Genomic DNA, 19,340 nt, shown 5'->3' on the forward strand with positions numbered 1-19,340 from the left:
TTTCCTTGGAAAACCTTGCTTAACCTCGCCGGGCCCCTACCCGCCAAGGAGTAACGATATGGACATCCGCAGCCCGCTGAACCAGTGCATCGCCCTGTCCCTGGCCGGCATCCTGTTCCTCAACCCGATCGTCGCCGCGGCGGCGGGGCTGGCGCTGGACAAGGCCGCCGGCGGCAACACCGGCCTGGGCCAGGCGGGCAACGGCGTGCCCATCGTCAATATCGCCACGCCCAACGGCGCCGGGCTGTCGAACAACCATTTCCGCGACTACAACGTCGGCGCCAACGGGCTGATCCTCAACAACGCCACCGGCAAGACCCAGGGTACCCAGCTCGGCGGGATCATCCTCGGCAACCCCAACCTCAAGGGCCAGGCGGCGCAGGTGATCCTCAACCAGGTCACCGGCGGCAACCGCAGCACCCTGGCCGGCTACACCGAGGTGGCCGGGCAGTCGGCGCGGGTGATCGTCGCCAACCCGCACGGCATCACCTGCCAGGGCTGCGGCTTCATCAACACGCCGCGCGCGACCCTCACCACCGGCAAGCCGATCATGGACGGCCAGCGCCTGGAGCGCTTCCAGGTGGACGGCGGCGACATCGTCGTCGAAGGCGCCGAACTGAACGTCGGCAACCTCGAACAGTTCGACCTGATCACCCGCAGCGCCAAGCTCAACGCCAAGCTCTACGCGAAGAACCTCAACATCGTCACCGGCCGCAACGACGTCCAGGCCGACAGCCTGCAGGCCACGCCGCGCGCCGCCGATGGCAGCGAGAAGCCGCAGCTGGCGATCGACAGCTCGGCGCTGGGCGGGATGTACGCCGGGGCGATCCGCCTGGTCGGCACCGAGCAGGGCGTGGGGGTGCGGCTGGCCGGCGACATGGCCGCCAGCGGCGGCGACATCCGCATCGACGCCAGCGGCAAGCTGAGCCTGGCCCAGGCCTCCAGCCAGGGCGACCTGAAGATCGCGGCCCAGGCCGTGGAGCTGAATGGCAAGACCTACGCCGGCGGCAGCGCCGAGATCCGCAGCGCGGAGGAACTGGTCAACCGGCAGAGCCTGGCGGCGCGCGAACGCATCGTGCTGGAGGCGGCGCATATCGACAACGCCGGGGTGATCGAAGCCGGCGTCGAGCCAGACGAGCGGCGCAACGCCCGCGGCGACCTCGAGCTGCGCAGCGGCACCCTGCGCAACGCCGGCAGCCTGGTGGCCAGCCGCGCGCTGGAAGCGAAGGCGAGCCAGGCGCTGGACAACCAGGGCGGCAGCCTGAAGGGGGCGACCGTCCGGGTCGACGGCGGACACCTGGACAACCGTGGCGGCAAGCTGCTCGCCGAGGGCGAACTGCGGGTCGAGGCGAGCAGCCTGGACAACCGCCAGGACGGCCTGTTGCAGAGCCGGGACCGCGCCGTGGTCAAGACCCGTGGCGATCTCGACAACCGTGGCGGCCAGGTCGTCGGTCTGAACGAACTGCAGGTCCAGGCTGCCGCACTGGACAATCGCAGTGCCGGTCTCCTTTCCAGCAAGGGAGACATGGACATCGAGGTCGCTCGTCTGGACAACAGTGCGGGCGGCAAGCTGGTCAGCGAGCGCCGTACGCTCCTGAAGGCGGATCGGCTCGATAATCGCAGCGGTCGCATTGTCGCCGGCCAGGATCTCGACTTGAGCTCTCGGTTGATCGACAACCGAGCGGGCGATATCTCCAGCACGTCGAGGGTGGTGGCGAGCACTCGCGAACAGTTGGACAACCGCGGTGGCAAGATCGTCGGTGACAGTGGCCTGGACATCACAACGCCACGCATGCTCAACCAGGACAAGGGGGTACTCGCCAGCCGCGATGGGCTGCGCCTGAGTGCTACGGAGTTGTTCAACGGCGCGGGGGGCCTGCTGTCCAGCCAGAAGGGTATCGACGTCTCCCTGGCCGGTGCGTTCGATAACCAGGCCGGCAGCCTGGACAGCCGGGGCTTCCTGACGGTGAAGTCAGCCTGGCTCGACAACCAGGGCGGTACGCTATCCAGCGCAGGGGCATTGGCAGTGACCAGCCAGGGCGCCCTGAACAATCAGGGCGGCAGACTGGCGAGCGACGCCGGACTTAGCTTGAGCAGCGCCAGCCTCGACAACAGCCAGACCGGTGCGATCAGTGGCAAGGGGGCCGTGGAGATTCGTACCGGCAACCTGAACAACAGCCGGAAAGCCAGTATCGGCAGCGATGCGGGACTCACCCTGGTCGCCGCTCGGGTAGACAACAGCCAGGCGGGCCGGATCGCTGCCAAGGGTGCGATCGATGCGGCTCTCCAAGGGTTGGACCAGCATGACAGGGGCAACCTGGTCAGCGATACCGGCATTACGCTCGATCTGAACAAGGGAAGCCTGGTCAATCGCGCTCAAGGCCTGATCGCCACGCCTGGCACTTTGCTCCTGCGCCAACTCGGCGTGGTGGACAACAGCGGTGGGGAAATCTCCAGCGACCGCGCGTTCACTCTTGCCACCTCCGCGTTGAACAACCAGGGGGGACGCCTGCTCAGCGGCGGAGCCCTGACCTTGCGTATTGCGCAGGCCTTGGACAACAGCCTCGAGGGGATTGTCTCCGGTGCCGGAGGTCTGGATATCCAGGCATTCGTCCTGGACAACCGTAGTGGCTCCATCGGCAGCAAGGGCGCCATCGATATCGGTGTGACCCGCCTGGAAAACGACGCTGGCACACTGATCGCTGAACGCGGCCTGAAGCTGGTAGCCGATGAGGCGAACAGTTCCAAGGGGCGTATCGCCGCCAATGATAGCCTGCATGCCAAGGTTGGCACGCTGAGCCAGAAGGGAGGAGAACTGACCAGTCAGGACTCGCTGACTCTCGACCTGGGCATCCTAAACAACAACGCTGGCCGTATCGCTGGCAACCAGGGCGTGGACATCACGGCCCGGCAGGTGGACAACGGCGTCGGCGAGATTGCCAGCCAGGGCGTGGTGGCGCTGAACCTCACTGAGCAGCTGGACAACCGCGGTGGCAAGATCGTCGGTGACAGTGGTCTGGGCATCACCGCGCCGCACGTGCTCAACCAGGATAAGGGGGTACTCGCCAGCCGCGATGGGCTGCGCCTGAGTGCTACGGAGTTGTTCAACGGCGCGGGGGGCCTGCTGTCCAGCCAGAAGGGTATCGACGTCTCCCTGGCCGGTGCGTTCGATAACCAGGCCGGCAGCCTGGACAGCCGGGGCTTCCTGACGGTGAAGTCAGCCCGGCTCGACAACCAGGGCGGTACGCTATCCAGCGCAGGGGCATTGGCAGTGACCAGCCAGGGCGCCCTGAACAATCAGGGCGGCAGACTGGCGAGCGACGCCGGACTTAGCTTGAGCAGCGCCAGCCTCGACAACAGCCAGGCCGGTGCGATCAGTGGCAAGGGGGCCGTGGAGATTCGTACCGGCAACCTGAACAACAGCCGGAAAGCCAGTATCGGCAGCGATGCGGGACTCACCCTGGTCGCCGCTCGGGTAGACAACAGCCAGGCGGGCCGGATCGCTGCCAAAGGTGCGATCGATGCGGCTCTCCAAGGGTTGGACCAGCATGACAGGGGCAACCTGGTCAGCGATACCGGCATCACGCTCAATCTGAACAAGGGAAGCCTGGTCAATCGCGCTCAAGGCCTGATCGCCACGCCTGGCACCTTGCTCCTGCGCCAACTCGGCGTGGTGGACAACAGCGGTGGGGAAATCTCCAGCGACCGCGCGTTCACTCTTGCCACCTCCGCGTTGAACAACCAGGGTGGACGCCTGCTCAGCGGTGGAGCCCTGACCTTGCGTATCGCGCAGGCCCTGGACAACAGCCTCGAGGGGATTGTCTCCGGCGCCGGAGGTCTGGATATCCAGGCATTCGTCCTGGACAACCGTAGTGGCTCCATCGGCAGCAAGGGCGCCATCGATATCGGTGTGACCCGCCTGGAAAACGACGCTGGCACGCTGATCGCCGAACGCGGCCTGAAGCTGGTAGCCGATGAGGCGAACAATTCCAAGGGGAGTATCGTCGCCAAGGATGATCTGCGTGCCAAACTCGGTGCGCTGGTGCAGAACGGGGGAGAGCTGACGACTCAGGGCGCGCTGGCCCTCGACGCCGACAAAGTCGACAACGGCGCTGGTCGCATCGCCGGCAACCGAGGTGTGGTCATCGATGCCCGGCAGGTGGACAACCGTGCCGGCGAGATTGCCAGCCAGGGCGTGGCGACGCTGAACCTCACTGAGCAACTGGACAACCGTGGCGGCAAGATCGTCGGTGACAGTGGTCTGGGCATCACCGCGCCACGCGTGCTCAACCAGGACAAGGGAGTACTCGCCAGCCGCGATGGGCTGCGCCTGAGTGGTACCGAATTGTTCAATGGCAATGCCGGACTGCTCAGCAGTCAGAGACATATAGAGGTCACTCTGGACGGCGTGCTGGACAATCAGGGCAAGGGCGCGCTGCTCAGCGACGGTACCCTGACGGTGAGCGCCGGGCGCATACACAACCAGGACGCCACTCTGTCCAGCGCCGGTGCGCTGAGACTGAGCAGCCAGGAGGCGGTGGACAACCGTGGCGGCAAGTTGGTGACGGACTCCAGCCTGCGCCTGACCAGCGCCAGCCTGGACAACAGCCGATCAGGGATCATCAGTGCCAACGCTGCGGCGGAGATCCATACCGGGGTTCTGAACAACAGCCAGAAAGGCAATCTTGGCAGTAATGACGGGCTCGGCCTGATTGCTACTGAGGTGGATAACAGCCAGGAAGGTCGGATCACTGCCAAAGGCATGATCGACGCAAATATCAAGGGACTCGATCAGCAGGGCAAAGGGCGGCTGGTCAGTAATGCCGGCATCATACTCGACCTGAACGAGGGAACCCTGGCCAATGGCGCTCAGGGCCTGATCGCCACGCCTGGAACCTTGCTCCTGCGCCAACTCGGCATGGTGGACAACAGCGGCGGGGAAATTTCCAGCGACCGAGCCTTCACACTCACCACCTCCGCGCTGACCAACCAGGGTGGCCGCCTGCGCAGCGGCGGTGTACTGACGTTGCGCATCGCCCAGGCTCTGGACAACAGCCTCGAAGGTGTTCTCTCCGGCACCGGAGGCCTGGATATCCGGGCGCTTGCCCTGGACAACCGCAGTGGCTCCATCGGCAGCAAGGGCGCCGTCGATATCGACGTGTCCCGTTTGGAAAACGATGACGGCGACCTGCTTAGCGAAGGTCGTCTGAAACTGACTGCCGAGCGAGCGAACAGTGTCAGGGGACGGATCGCGGCCAGGGGTGACCTGCACGCCAGCGTGACAGCCTTTAACCAGGCGGGTGGCGAATTGAGCAGCGAGAGTGCGCTGATGCTCGAGGCCGATAGCCTCGACAACCGCAGCGGCGGTCTGGTCAGTGCTGATGGCAACCTGACCGTTTCCGCCCGGAGGATCGACAACCGTGCGGGCGAAATCGCCAGCCCGGGCCAGGTGACACTGGACGTCGCCGAGCAGTTGGACAACCGAGGCGGCAAGGCCATCGGCGATAGCGGACTTCGCCTCGCCGCGCCACGGGTACTCAACCAGGACGGCGGGGTACTCGCCAGTCGTGATGGGCTGCGCCTGAATGGCGCCGAACTGTTCAATGGCAACGGCGGCCTGCTCAGCAGCCAGCAAAGCATCGACGTCATTCTGGACGGCGTATTGGGCAATCAGGCGGGCAGCTTGAGCAGCCAGGGACGCCTGAGCGTGAAGAGCGGTCGGCTGGACAACCAGGGCGGTGCAGTCTCCAGCGCCGGGACCTTGTCGCTTTCCAGCCAGGGTGCGTTGAACAACCAGGGGGGCAGGGTGGTCACCGACGCCGGTGCCGTCCTGCGCAGCGCCAGCCTCGACAACAGCCAGGGCGGCATCGTCAGCGCCAAGGGGGCCGCGGAGATCCGTACTGGCAGCCTCAACAATAGCCAGAAGGGCGGCATAGGCAGCGGTGCCGGGCTCGCGCTGGTCGCGGACCTGGTGGACAACAGCCAGAACGGCCGGATCACTGCCAAGGGTGCGATCGATGCCAACCTGAAGGGGCTGGATCAGCAGGGCAGCGGCAGGCTGGTCAGCGATACGGCCATCGCGCTCGATCTGCGCGGGGGAGAACTGGTCAACCGTGCTCAGGGCCTGATCGCCACGCCTGGAGCCTTGCTGCTGCGGCAACTGGGTGTCGTGGACAACAGTGGCGGTGGCGAGATCTCCAGCGATCGAAGCTTTACCCTCGCCGCGACCGCGCTGAGCAACCGGGGTGGCCGCGTGATCAGCGGCGACTCCCTGACCCTGCGCATCGCCCAGGCACTGGACAACAGCCTCCAAGGCGTTCTTTCCGCAAGCGGAGGGCTGGATGTCGCTGCACTCGTCTTCGACAACCATAGCGGCATCGTTGGTAGCAAGGGCGATACACACATCGGGGTGAACCGCCTGGAGAACGAGGCAGGCCGCGTGGTCAGCGAAGGCGCCCTGGATCTGACCGCCAAGCAGGTGAGCAGCGCCAAGGGGCGCATTGCCGCGAAGGGCGATCTGCAGGTCACGGTTGGCACCCTGGAGCAGCAGGGTGGAGAACTGGCCAGTCAGGGGACGCTGACTCTCGACGCCGATAGCCTGGATAACCGCAATGGCGGCCTGGTGAGCGCCGATGGCGGGGTCACCGCCGAGGCACGCCAGATCGATAACCGCGGTGGGGAAATATCCAGCGTGGCCAAGGTGGCTCTGGCTGTCCGGGAACAACTGGACAACCGGGGGGGCAAGGTGATCGGCGACAGTGAGCTGAGCCTAACCGTGCAGCGCCTGCTGAACCAGGCCAAGGGTGTGCTCGCCAGTCGCGATGGATTGCACCTGGACGGCGCGGAACTGCTCAATGGCGATGGCGGCCTGCTCAGCAGCCAACGCCAGGTGGATGTAACGCTCAGTGGTGCATTGGACAACCAGGGGAGCGGTGCACTGGTCAGCGAAGGGTCGCTGACAGTGAAGGCCGACCAGGTCAATAACCAGGCGGGGACTTTCTCCAGTGCGGGTAGCCTGCTCGTTACCAGCCGGGGCGAGTTGAACAACCAGGGTGGCAGGTTGGTGACCGATGCTGGAGCCACCCTGAACAGCACTGGCTTCGACAACAGCCGTGCGGGCCTGGTCAGTGCGAAAGGGGCTGTGGCCATTCGTACCGGAGCCCTGAACAACAGTCAGAAGGGATCCATTGGCGGCAATACGGGCGTCACCCTGGTCGCCGGGTTGGTCGACAACGGCCGGGAAGGACGGATCAGCACCAAGGGTACGCTCGACGCCAACCTGAAAGGGTTGCTTCAGCAGGGGGGAGGCTCGCTGGTCGGCGAGCGCGGTGTCACCCTCGACCTCAACGGTGGCACCCTGGACAACCACGACCTCGGTCTGGTTTCAACGCCTGGCGCGCTCCTGCTGCGCCAACTCGGCATGGTGGACAACAGCGTCGGCGGAGAGATATCCAGCGACCGTGCTTTTACCCTCGCCGCCAACACACTGAACAATCAGGGCGGGCGGCTGATCAGCAGCGAAGCTTTGACCCTGCGCATCGCCAAGACACTGGACAACAGTCTCAAGGGGCAGGTCCTGGCGACCGACGGACTGGCCATCGAGTCTCAGGTCTTGGACAACCGTGCGGGAACCATCGGCAGCAAGGGTGATGCCCGTATCAGCGTGACCAGCCTGGACAACGCCGAACAAGGCAGCCTGGTGAGTGAAGGCCGCCTGGAGCTTGTAGCCGACCAGGTGAGCAACGGCAACCAAGGCCGTATCGCCGCCAGAGGCGTGCTGGAGGCGGCGGTCGGTACGCTGCTCCAGCAAGGCGGCGAGCTGGTCAGCCAGGGGAGCCTGGACCTTCGCGCCGACATGCTCGACAACAGCCAGTCCGGGCTGATCGCCGCGAATGGCGGCATCGCTATCGAGGCGCGGCAGGTCGACAACCGCGCCGGCGAGATTTCCAGCACCTCGAAGGTCGCCGTGAACGCCCGCGAGCAACTGGACAACCGCGGCGGCAAGGTCATCGGCGACAGCGGCCTGCGCCTCACCGTGCAGCGCCTGCTGAACCAGGCCAAGGGGGTGCTGGCCGGGCGCGACGGCCTGAGCCTGGACGGCGGCGAACTGTTCAACGGCGACGGCGGGCGGCTCGACAGCCAGAACAGCCTGAGCGTGAGCCTCGGCGGCGTGCTGGACAACCAGGGCGGCGCGCTGGTCAGCGAAGGCAGCCTGACGGCGCGCGCCGCGCGCCTGGACAACCGTGGCGGGACCTTCTCCAGCGCCGGTGCGCTGGCGCTGACCAGCCAGGCCGCGCTGGACAACCAGGGCGGCAGGCTGCTCAGCGATGCCGGCGTGACGCTGAAGGGCGCCAGCCTCGACAACAGCCGTTCCGGCGTGATCAGCGCCAAGGGTGCGGTGGATATCCGCACCGGCGTGCTGGACAACAGCCGCAACGGCGGCATCGGCAGCAACGCCGGCATCACCCTGGTGGCCGCCCGGCTGGACAACGGCCAGCAGGGCCGGGTCAGCGCCAAGGGCCTGCTCGACGCCAACCTGAAAGGCCTCGACCAGCGCGGAGGCGGCGTTCTGGTCAGCGAAACCGGCGTCACCCTCGACCTCAATGGCGGCACGCTGGTCAACCGCGATGGCGGCCTGATCGCCACGCCCGGCGCGCTGCTGCTGCGCCAGCTCGGCGCGGTGGACAACGGCGCCGGCGGGGAAATCTCCAGCGACCGCGCCTTCACCCTCGCCGCCGCCAGCCTGGACAACCGCGGCGGGCGCCTGATCGGCGCCGACAGCCTGACCCTGCGCATCGCCCAGGCCCTGGACAACAGCCTGGCCGGGGTGATCTCCGGCGCCGCCGGCCTGGACATCGCGGCCGCTCGCCTGGACAACAGCGCCAAGGGCACCCTGGCCAGCCGCGCCGGCATCGACCTGCGCGTCGATGGCGCGCTGGACAACCACGCCGAAGGCACCGTCTCCGGCGCCCGCCTGACGCTCGCCAGCGCCTCGCTGGACAACAGCGGCAAGGGCCTGCTCTCTGGCAACGCCGGCCTGAGCGTCGTCACTGGTGCGCTGGACAACGCCGAGGGTGGCCAACTGATCAGCCAGGGCGTGCTGGACGTCAGCAGCGCCGACCTCGACAACCGTGGCGGCGCCCTCAGTGGCAAGCAGTCGCTGCGCCTGAGCGCCGCCAACCTGGACAACCGTGGCGGCCTGCTCACCAGCGACGGCGAACTGGAACTGACGGCAGGGCGCGTCGATTCCGCCGACGGTGGCGAAATCTCCGCCCGGGGCGACCTGCGCCTGACGGTCGAGCGCCTGGTGCAACGCCAGGGCCGGCTGATCGGCGAGCGCGGCGTCAGTCTCGACCTGCGAGGCGGCGACCTGGATAACCAGGGCGGCCTGATCAGTGCCCGCGGCCCGCTGAGCATCGAGCGGCTGAACGTCCTCGACAACCGCCAGGGCGGCGAGATTTCCAGCCAGCAGGGCTTCGAGCTGCTGGCCAGACGCATCGACAACGGCCAGCAGGGGCGCATCATCAGCGCCGGGAAACTGCGCCTGGACGCCGACGCGCTGGGCAACGCCGGCGCCGGCCTGCTCTCCGGATGGCAGGGCCTGACGGTGACAGGCGGGAGCCTGGACAACAGCGCCGGCGGCACCCTTTCGAGCAAGGACGGCGAGCTGGCCATCAGCCTCGGCGGCGCGCTGGACAACCACGGCCAGGGCGCGCTGGTCAGCAAGGGCGCGCAACGGATCGACGCCGCCAGCCTGGATAACGCCCAGGGCATCGTCTCCGGCGAAAGCGACGTGACCCTGAGCATCGCCGGGAAGCTGGACAACGGCCAGGGCGGCCTGGTCTCGGCGCAGCGCGCGCTGAGCTTCGAGCGCGACGATACGCTGCTGAACAACGCCGGCGGCCGGATCAACGGCGGCAGCCTGCTGCTCAAGGGCGCCAGCCTGGATAACAGCGACGGCCAGTTGATCAGCCAGGGCCGGCTCGACGCCATCCTTGGCGGCGCCCTGGTCAACACCGGCGCGGCGCGCCTGGCCAGCGGCGGCGACCTGCTGCTGCGCAGCGCCAGCGTCGACAACCGCGGCGGCAAGCTGGTCAGCCAGGGGCTGCTGGAGATCAGCGCCGGCAGCCTCGACAACAGCGCCTCCGGCACCCTCGCCAGCCAGGCCGGCATGAGCCTGCGCCTGGGCGGCGGCGCCCTGCGCAACCAGCAGGACGGCCTGATCTTCAGCCAGGCCGGCGCCCTCGATGTGCAGGCCGGCAGCCTGGACAACCGCCAGGGCACGCTCCAGGCCCAGGGCGACAACCAGCTGCGTATCGGTGGCGCGCTGGACAACCAGGGCGGCCGCCTGGACAGCCGGGCCGGTAACCTCGACCTGCAGAGCGGCAGCCTCGACAACGGCGCCGGCGGCGTGCTCAACAGCGCCAAGGGTTGGCTGAAGCTGGTCACCGGGCTGTTCGACAACAGCGCCGGCGTCACCCAGGCGCAGTCGCTGGAAATCCGCGCCGGGCAAGGCGTGCGCAACCAGCAGGGCCATCTCTCGGCGCTGGGCGGCGACAACCGCATCGTCACCGCCGACTTCGACAACCAGGGTGGCGGCCTCTACGCCAGCGGCCTGCTCAGCCTCGACGGCCAGCGCTTCCTCAACCAGGGCGCGGCGGCGGGCCAGGGCGGCAAGGTCGGCGCCGGGCGCATCGACTTCAGCCTGGCCGGCGCGCTGGCCAACCGCTTCGGCCAGTTGGAAAGCGAAAGCGAGCTGCACCTGCGCGCCGCCGCGATCGACAACAGCGGCGGCAGCCTGCGCGCCCTCGGCCGCAGCGGCAGCACGCGGTTGGTCGCTGGCGGCCTGAACAACGCCTACGGCGTGCTGGAAAGCGCCAACCAGGACCTCGACCTGCAACTGGGCAGCCTGGCCAACGCCGGCGGGCGCATCCTCCACACCGGCAATGGCACCTTCGGCCTGGATTCCGCGCAGGTGATCCGCGCCGGCGGGGAACTGACCACCAATGGCCTGCTGGACATCCGCGCCAGCGAATGGACCAACAGCAGCGTGCTGCAAGCCGGACGCCTGAACCTGGACATCGGCACCTTCCGCCAGACGGCCGAGGGCAAGCTGCTGGCGGTGCAGTCCTTCACTGGCCGCGGCGGCGACTGGAGCAACGACGGCCTGCTGGCCAGCGACGGCAGCTTGCGACTCGACCTGAGCGGCGGCTACCGTGGCAACGGCCGCGCCACCAGCCTCGGCGACTTCGCCCTGAACGCCGCCAGCCTCGACCTCGGCAATGCCGCCAGCCTCGCCGGCGGCGCCAATGTCACGCTTGGCGCCGGCAACCTGCTGGTCAACCGTGGGCGGATCACCGCCGCCGGCGACCTCGTGGCCAGCGCCGCGAGCCTGAACAACTACGGCACCCTGGGCGGCGGCGGCAACCTGCGATTGAACGCGCCCGCCCTGCTCAACGAGCGCGGGTTGCTGTTCAGTGGCGCCGACATGACCCTGCGCGCCGGCGACATCACCAACCTCTACGGGGATGTGTACAGCCTCGGCAGGCTGGATATCGCCCGCGACGATGCGGGGGGCTGGGCAAATCGCTTGGAGAACATTTCCGGGAATTTAGAGAGCACAGGTGATATGCGTTTCTCCGTGAGTTCACTTCTCAATAGAAGGGAAACTCTAGAGATTGAAGGTGACTTGCAGAATAGCGCTATTGGCGTCCGCTGTACGGGGTGTCAGCTTTCTGAGAGGTGGGGAAAAACTAGGTCTTCGAGCGAGCTTGTCTGGATCAGGGAATATAAGTCTACATTGGGAGAGTCTTCTGCCGCTGCTTCAATTACGGCTGGTCGAGATCTGCTTGTTGTAGGTGCAAGCCTGCAGAATATTGCTTCTAATATAAGTGCTGTAAGAGACGCCACGCTATCTCTGAGTAATTTCGAAAACAAAGGTTATGCGTTAGGGGAATATGCGGTCAGGGGCGTTTATTCGCCGCCGAGTAAATTTGGCGAAGAATTGCTTATGCGCATATTGGCGTATAACGCTGTCAACGATCCCAGTTATGGGGAGGGATATGCGAGCACAGGGGGGAGACTTCCGAATATTCATTATTTCGACAAGAATTTTAATGAAAAAGTCTCTCCGCTGGAGGTCATTCATGGAAACGGGAAAAATGGTGGGCCGGGTTGGCACCTGTACTTCGGTACCTTAGATGTTGAGTATCCGGACACAGATCGCTGGAATAAGGCTATTGGACGAATACCGGCGCCGAATTATTCATCGAAAAAAACGGATGCTATTCCAGATCTACTTAAGGGATTGGCTCCTCTCGATGAGTTGACGATTAACAAAGGGGCGAACTCAACGGTTGGTGCTGTCGTGCAAGCTGGCGGTCGTGTAACGGTGAATGCTGCGGAGAGTTTCAATAATTCTGTCCTACAGGGATTTCAGGCCGTTCAGGAAACCCAGTTACCTCATCAGGACATAGCTGTTTCAAGCACGACGAGCGCCGTAGTGACTCTGAAGAGTCAACTGCCAGCGGATTTGGCAAGGCAACAGATCAATCCTCTCACCTTGCCGGGCTTCAGCCTGCCTCAAGGCCAGAATGGGCTCTTCCGCCTGGCGTCCCAAGGAGCCCAGGTGAACCAGGCAAGTGGTGCTCTGAAATCCGCCAGCGATCTCACCCAGAGCGGCCATGGCGTATCTGTATCCGCACAGGCAGGCAGTGACGCAAGTGGCTGGAGTACCCAGGCGCGTCGTGTCGGCGATGATCGGGTCACCTCGCTTGCCGGTTCCGCCTATCAAGGCCGGGTAGCTGAGGCTATCGATGCGCTACGGGCTTCCGCGCCAATCTCGGGCGACGGGGGAAACACTGGCCGTTTCCAGGCCGGTGAGCACCAGGCGACCACGGGACTGGGTGGACTCGTCGAGGGCAATGCATCGGGTCACAGCGGCAATGGCGTCATCCTCGCCGATCTGCGCGCTGGTCTACCCTCGTTCTCAAGCCTTCCCGCGGCTGATCGTGTTCAAGGCACAGTGCCCGGTCACGATGGGAATGGAACTATTCTCGCCAATTGGCAGGGTGCGCAGGCGACGGTCCACGCCTCGCCTTCGACAGTGCGTGTAGAGGGGGTAGGCTCCAGTCCAGGTGGCAATGGCAGCATCCTTGCCGATCTGCCGGCTGAGCAGTCGTCGGTGCAGGCACTGCCTTCGGCCGTTAGGGCTCAGGGCAGCCTGCCTCGCCTCGAAGAGCGGAGCGCCCTTCTTGCCGAGCCTCCGGTTGGGCAGCCGGCGCTGCAAACCCTGCCGTCGGTTGCGCGCGTTGAGGGCGTGCCCAGCAATGCCACACCGAGCAACAGCCACAAGTATCTGATCGAGACCAACCCGGCGCTCACCGAGCTGAAGCAGTTCCTCAACTCGGACTACCTGCTCGGTGGCCTGGGTATCAATCCGGATGACAGCAAGAAGCGCCTGGGCGACGGTCTATACGAGCAGCGCCTGGTACGCGAAGCGATCGTCCAGCGTACGGGGCAGCGCTTCATCGCCGGATTGAACAGCGACGAAGCGATGTTCCGCTATCTGATGGACAACGCCATCGCCAGCAAGGACGTATTGGGACTGACCCCTGGCGTCACCCTCAGCGCCGCCCAGGTGGCGGCGCTGACCCACGACATCGTTTGGCTGGAAGAAGTCGAGGTGAATGGCGAGAAGGTCCTCGCCCCCGTGGTCTACCTGGCCCAGGCCGAGGGGCGGTTGGGCCCGAACGGCGCGCTGATCCAGGGGCGCGACGTGAACCTGATCACCGGCGGGGACCTGAGGAACGCCGGTACCCTGCGCGCGCAGAACGACCTCAGCGCGACAGCCGGCAACATCGACAACAGCGGCCTGATCGAGGCCGGCAACCGCCTCGACCTGCTGGCCAGCGGCTCCATCCGCAATGACCAGGGCGGCATCATTGCCGGGCGCGAGGTAAGCCTCTCCGCCCTTACCGGAGACGTCATCAATGAACGGACGGTGACCCAGCACCAGTCTTCCTACAGGGGAACCGGTACCACTGAGGCATTTGCCGATAGCGCCGCGCGTATCGAGGCTGCGCAGAAGCTGACCGTTTCGGCAGGACGCGATGTAGCCAATATTGGCGGTGTCATCGACAGCAAGGGTGACCTCGCTTTGCAAGGCGGCAGGGATGTCCTGGTTTCGGCTGCGGTAGCGGAGCGGGGCTGGACGGCAGGAAGCCAGGCATACCAGACCCAGACGACCCAGATGGGCGCCGAGGTCGTGGCGGGACGCGACATCAGCGTCAGCGCCGGACGCGATATCAGCGTCGTGGGCAGCCGCATCGACGCTCGTCGCGACGTGACATTCGAGGCGGGTCGCGATGTGGGCCTGGTCGCGGCTGCCAACGAAGAGCATGCCTATGGCAAGACCAAGAAGGTCACTTTCCAGGACGACAAGATCACCCAGCAGGCCACTCGCGTGGACGCTGGCGGCGACCTGGCGATCAATGCCGGACAGGACCTGCGGCTGGTCGCGAGCCAGGCCAGCGCCGGCGACGAAGCCTACCTGGTGGCCGGCGACAAGCTGGAGCTGCTGGCCGCGAACGACAGCAGTTACTACCTCTACGACAAGAAGAGCAAAGGCAGCTTCGGTAGCAAGAAGACCCGGCGCGACGAAATCACCGATGTGACGGCAGTGGGCAGCCAAATATCCAGCGGCGGCGACCTCACCCTGCTCAGTGGCGGCGACCAGACTTACCAGGGCGCGAAGCTGGAATCGGGCAACGACCTGGCCATCGTCAGCGGCGGCGCGGTGACCTTCGAGGCGGTAAAGGACCTGCACCAGGAAAGCCACGAGAAGAGCAAGGGCAACCTGGCGTGGCAGTCGTCGAAGGGCAAGGGCCAGACCGACGAAACCGTGCGCCAGAGCCAGATCGTGGCCCAGGGGAATCTGGCGATCAAGGCCGTGGAAGGGCTGAAGATCGACCTCAAGCACATCGACCAGAAGACCGTGAGCCAGACCATCGACGCGATGGTGCAGGCGGATCCGCAACTGGCCTGGCTGAAGCAGATGGAGCAGCGCGGCGATGTGGATTGGCGGCGCGTGCAGGAACTGCATGACAGCTGGAAGTACAGCAACTCCGGGCTGGGCGTCGGCGCGCAGTTGGCGATAGCGATCGTCGTGACTTACTTCACGGCGGGCGCAGCCAGTGGGGCGATTGCAACGGCCGGGGCCGGAACCTCCATGGCAGGCGCGACCGCAGCCGCTACCGCTACGACTTCGGCGGGCTGGTTGAACGCGGCAGGTACCGCAGCGCTCAGCGGCGTGGCCAGCAATGGAGCGATCAGCACCATCAACAACCGGGGAAACCTGGGGGATGTCGTCAAGGACGTGACCTCCAGCGATGCGCTGAGGGGCTATGCAGTCGCTGGCACGACTGCGGGGCTGACTGCCGGCGTCTACGACAAATGGACCTCGACCCAGACCGGCACCTCGACCGCTCTACCGAACACCGGGGCCGTGGCGCCCGCCGCAGGGTTGGGCACCTGGCAAGGCGTGGGCCAGTTCACCTCGAACCAGTTGCTGCAGAATGGTACTTCGGTGCTGTTGGACCGGGCGCTGGGCGGCAAGGGCAGCCTGGGCGATGCGTTGCAAAACAGCCTGGCAAATGCCTTTGCGGCCTACGGCTTCAAGCTGATTGGCGACACCACCCATGGCGTACTGGACGACGGCAGCCTCGGCAAGATCGGCTTGCACGCCCTGATGGGAGGTCTGGCCGCCGAAGCGGTCGGTGGCGATTTCCGTACCGGAGCCCTGGCTGCGGGAGTCAACGAGGCGCTGGTGGATAGCTTCGCCAAGCAATACGCCAGCCTGCCCATCGATGACAAGAAGGGCCTGCTGACCATGAGTTCGCAGTTGATCGGCATGCTGGCGGCTTCGACGCAGGGCGATGCGGACGCCAAGAGCTTGCAGACGGGGGCCTGGGTGGCGGGGAATGCCACCCAACACAACTACCTCAGTCATTGGCAGGAGGAGAAGAAGCGGCAGGAGGTCGATGGCTGCAAGGACAAACAGCTCTGCAAAACCGGAATAGAAGCCAAATGGGCAATTATTTCGGCCCAGCAGGATGTCGGTATCGTCGTAGGTGTTGGAGGAGGCATCGGTCTTTCGACAGCTGAAACCGCAGTGGGTGTTTATGAGCTGGTCAAGAACTGGAGGGAAACCTATGCAGCTCTGGAGCAGTTGGCCACATCGCCAGAATTCCGGCAGCAATTTGGCGATAACTACCTGAAGGGGCTGGAAGAGCGCGCCGCATTCTTGACCCAGGCATACGAGGATGCCGGCTGGCAAGGTTCGGTCACAGCTGGTGTCGAGGGCGGTAGGTTCGCTGCGGAACTTGTTGGCGTTCTGACGGCAGTGAAAGGTGGCGCGCAGATAACCGCCAAGCTGCCAACAGCAGCCAAGAACCTGGTCAACGCGATTGCGGAGTCACCTGTTTCCGGTAGTATGAGTTCGCAGCTCGGGGCAGTGGGGGACTTGGGTCGGCTGGGTGGGGGGGCAAAAGGAGCGACTCCTAAGACTGAAACGTATTTTAGAGTCGAAGGCGGTGGCTCCGGTGCAGCAACGAGCCAAAATCGAATTACTGTGAATACCGATGGCAGTATTAAAATTAACCCTGGATGCTCTGGGCAGCTTTGTGTCAGTGTGGGGAGTGCTGATCATGCGAGCTACTTCTTAACTAACAAGCGTCCGGACGGGTCGGTAGTAGTGTTTGAGGTAGATGCAGGTCTTCATAAGCAGATAATGGATAGTGCGATACCTCAGCGCCCAGTTCCGGGCGTTCCACGAGATCCGTCGGCACCCAAAATTGTAGATCCGAGCCAACCAGGCGTTGCTTTAGAGCTGCCCAAGATGTGGGAGTCGTTACTTGAAAAGCACTCAAGCAATGCGCGCTTATACTCTCATGACGAGTTTTTGAAGGAGTTTGGGAGATGACTCAGTGGCAACTGTTAGCTGATGATTTGTGGGGTGGTGAAAAAAATATATGCTTTTTTGTTCATTCGGGTGCGTGCTTCTGGGTTGTGGATGATAAATTCAACTTCAGCTTGGATGCGGAGAAGGATTATCGTGCATACCTTGATAAGGGTCATATAACTCAGGAGCAATATGCGTCGGCATGCATGACGTTTAGAGGTGGGGTTCTTAAACTTACTGCTGAGAATTTTTTGAAATATTTGAGGGCGGAGGAGCGGTGGGTGTTATCGCGGCAAGACCTAAAAGATATGTTTGTGTGCGGGCTTGATTTGAGCGAGTCTTTGCATGGAAGAATTGAAGATTACTATCTTTCTGGTGTTGAGTTGAGTGCAAGCTACTTTCATGATGCTAATACTGTTGCCTCTAGGCTTCCAATGTTCTATGTGAATTTCGATCGCAAAATTTACATGCATATGGACTGTAATCGGGCGCATGAAGAATTGGCTTACTCAGACTGGCTTGCTAAGTGTTCGGATTTTTGCCATTTAGTGCCCGATAGGGAGAGGTATTGGGTTTTAGAGGGTATGGATTATTGGAAGTATAGATTTTTGCAATCGGCATAAGATGCAAAAGTGTAGAAGCATAAAGGGGACAAGCATAAAGGGGACGGATTTATTTTCACTGCTCTAGAACTAAAAGGTAGATAGATTTTCCCCGTTCAGTAATTCCCTGTTCTTTAATAATTTACTTTTTCGATTTTAAAAGAAGAGCACTGACCTCCCTTTCGCTACTTCCGCAGAGTCCTGAACCTCCGGCCCCGCCATCCCTGGCGGGTCGCTCGCCGGGGCAACGTATGCGTTGCCTGGAGAAGAAGGGCCTGCTGACCATGAGTCCGCAGTTGATCGGCGTGCTGGCAGCTTCGACGCAGGGCGATGCGGACGCCAAGAGCTTGCAGACGGGAGCCTGGGTGGCGGGGAATGCCACCCAACACAACTACCTCAGTCATTGGCAGGAGGAGAAGAAGCGGCAGGAGGTCGATGGCTGCAAGGACAAACAGCTCTGCAAAACCGGAATAGAAGCCAAATGGGCAATTATTTCGGCCCAGCAGGATGTCGGTATCGTCGTAGGTGTTGGAGGAGGCATCGGTCTTTCGACAGCTGAAACCGCAGTGGGTGTTTATGAGCTGGTCAAGAGCTGGAGGGAAACCTATGCAGCTCTGGAGCAGTTGGCCACTTCGCCAGAGTTCCGGCAGCAATTTGGCGATAACTACCTGAAGGGACTGGAGGAGCGCGCCGCATTCTTGACCTAGGCATACGAGGATGCCGGCTGGCAAGGTTCGGTCACAGCTGGTGTCGAGGGCGGTAGCTTCGCTGCGGAACTTGTTGGCGTTCTGACGGCAGTGAAAGGTGGCGCGCAGATAACCGCCAAGCTGCCAACAGCAGCCAAGAACCTGGTCAACGCGATTGCGGAGTCACCGGTTTCCGGTAGTATGAGTTCGCAGCTCGGGGCAGTGGGGGATTTGGGTCGGCTGGGTGGGGGAGGTAAAGGTTATGTCGATATTCTTTCCCACGAAGCTAAACAGCATATTTTGTATGGCGACAAACCTGGGAGTGGTGGCCATTTGTGGCCGGGGCAGGCAGGGAAGACAGTTTTCCCTCAAAACTGGTCGGCAGATAAGATAGTTCACGAGGTTGGTGATATTGCGACGTCCCCTAGTACCAAATGGTATGCCCAAACAGGAACTGGTGGGGTTTATACAAGCAAGGGTGATCCCGCTAAATGGGTTGCTTATGAGGTTCGTGATGGAGTTCGTATGCGCGTTGTTTATCAGCCCGCTACAGGAAAGGTGATCACAGCCTTCCCCGACAACGCACCTATCCCACCTTATAAGCCCATTAAATAGGTCTTTTATGTACGCTGATCGTATTGTCAAATTTGGGGAGAGATTCCAGGGACGGCTAGAGTCTACGCTGCTTCAGGGAGCACTAGACTATGTTGGATACAATGAGGAAAGTCTGGCTTTTGAAGTTCTGTGTGACCATATTTGTGAATATGATGTATCTATCACGGATGAGGAATATCGCGAGGCTGTACAATTAGCCCTGGATATGGGGTTTGACTTAGAGGAAGGTCCATTCAAACACTTGAAGGGTTTGAAGTCGTAGTTTTTAAAACATACATCGTTTGCTTTTTCAAATACTGGCCTCGGGCAGCATAAAGGGGACATATTTATTTTCCCTGCTCTAATTCTCTGAGCAGGGAGGCTCCGCGAGGCCTAGGCAGAGGCGAGTGGTTTTACTGAACTATCCGCTTCACGTGGTTCAGTGTGGGTAAGATCGGCAGTGGTATACAGTGGGAATGAGAGATATAAACACTAGTC

At 63.1% G+C, this 19,340-nt stretch carries 3 protein-coding genes and 1 pseudogene; all 4 read left to right on the top strand.

Going from position 1 to position 19,340, the window contains the following annotated elements:
• Positions 1-58 precede the first annotated feature (58 nt).
• The 4 genes and pseudogenes from tpsA1 to AC1RB9_RS13075 all read left to right on the top strand — a co-directional run bounded on the left by tpsA1 (position 59) and on the right by AC1RB9_RS13075 (position 19,125).
• The gene (tpsA1, locus tag AC1RB9_RS13060) at positions 59-16,981 is read left to right on the top strand and encodes a two-partner secretion system exoprotein TpsA1 (RefSeq protein WP_434061251.1); all 16,923 of its coding nucleotides are present in this window, start codon (positions 59-61) and stop codon (positions 16,979-16,981) included.
• Positions 16,978-17,583 carry a hypothetical protein gene (locus tag AC1RB9_RS13065; protein WP_023086187.1) on the top strand — a complete coding sequence of 202 codons (606 nt, stop codon included), beginning with the start codon at positions 16,978-16,980 and terminating at the stop codon, positions 17,581-17,583. Before tpsA1 ends, AC1RB9_RS13065 begins: the two co-directional genes overlap by 4 nt.
• Positions 17,584-17,825: 242 nt before the next feature.
• Positions 17,826-18,863, top strand: a pseudogene (locus AC1RB9_RS13070) (EndoU domain-containing protein); the annotation flags it as partial.
• Between the two features lie 7 nt (positions 18,864-18,870).
• The gene (locus AC1RB9_RS13075) at positions 18,871-19,125 is read left to right on the top strand and encodes a MafI family immunity protein (protein WP_046602502.1); all 255 of its coding nucleotides are present in this window, start codon (positions 18,871-18,873) and stop codon (positions 19,123-19,125) included.
• The last annotated feature ends 215 nt before the right edge of the window (positions 19,126-19,340 follow it).

Source organism: Pseudomonas sp. 20-5 (assembly GCF_056782835.1).

Excerpts from the sequence above, each read along its gene's own strand:
- tpsA1 (WP_434061251.1), top strand. The coding sequence starts at position 59 with ATGGACATCCGCAGCCCGCTGAACCAGTGCATCGCCCTGTCCCTGGCC.
- AC1RB9_RS13065 (WP_023086187.1), top strand. The coding sequence starts at position 16,978 with ATGACTCAGTGGCAACTGTTAGCTGATGATTTGTGGGGTGGTGAAAAA.
- AC1RB9_RS13075 (WP_046602502.1), top strand. The coding sequence starts at position 18,871 with ATGTACGCTGATCGTATTGTCAAATTTGGGGAGAGATTCCAGGGACGG.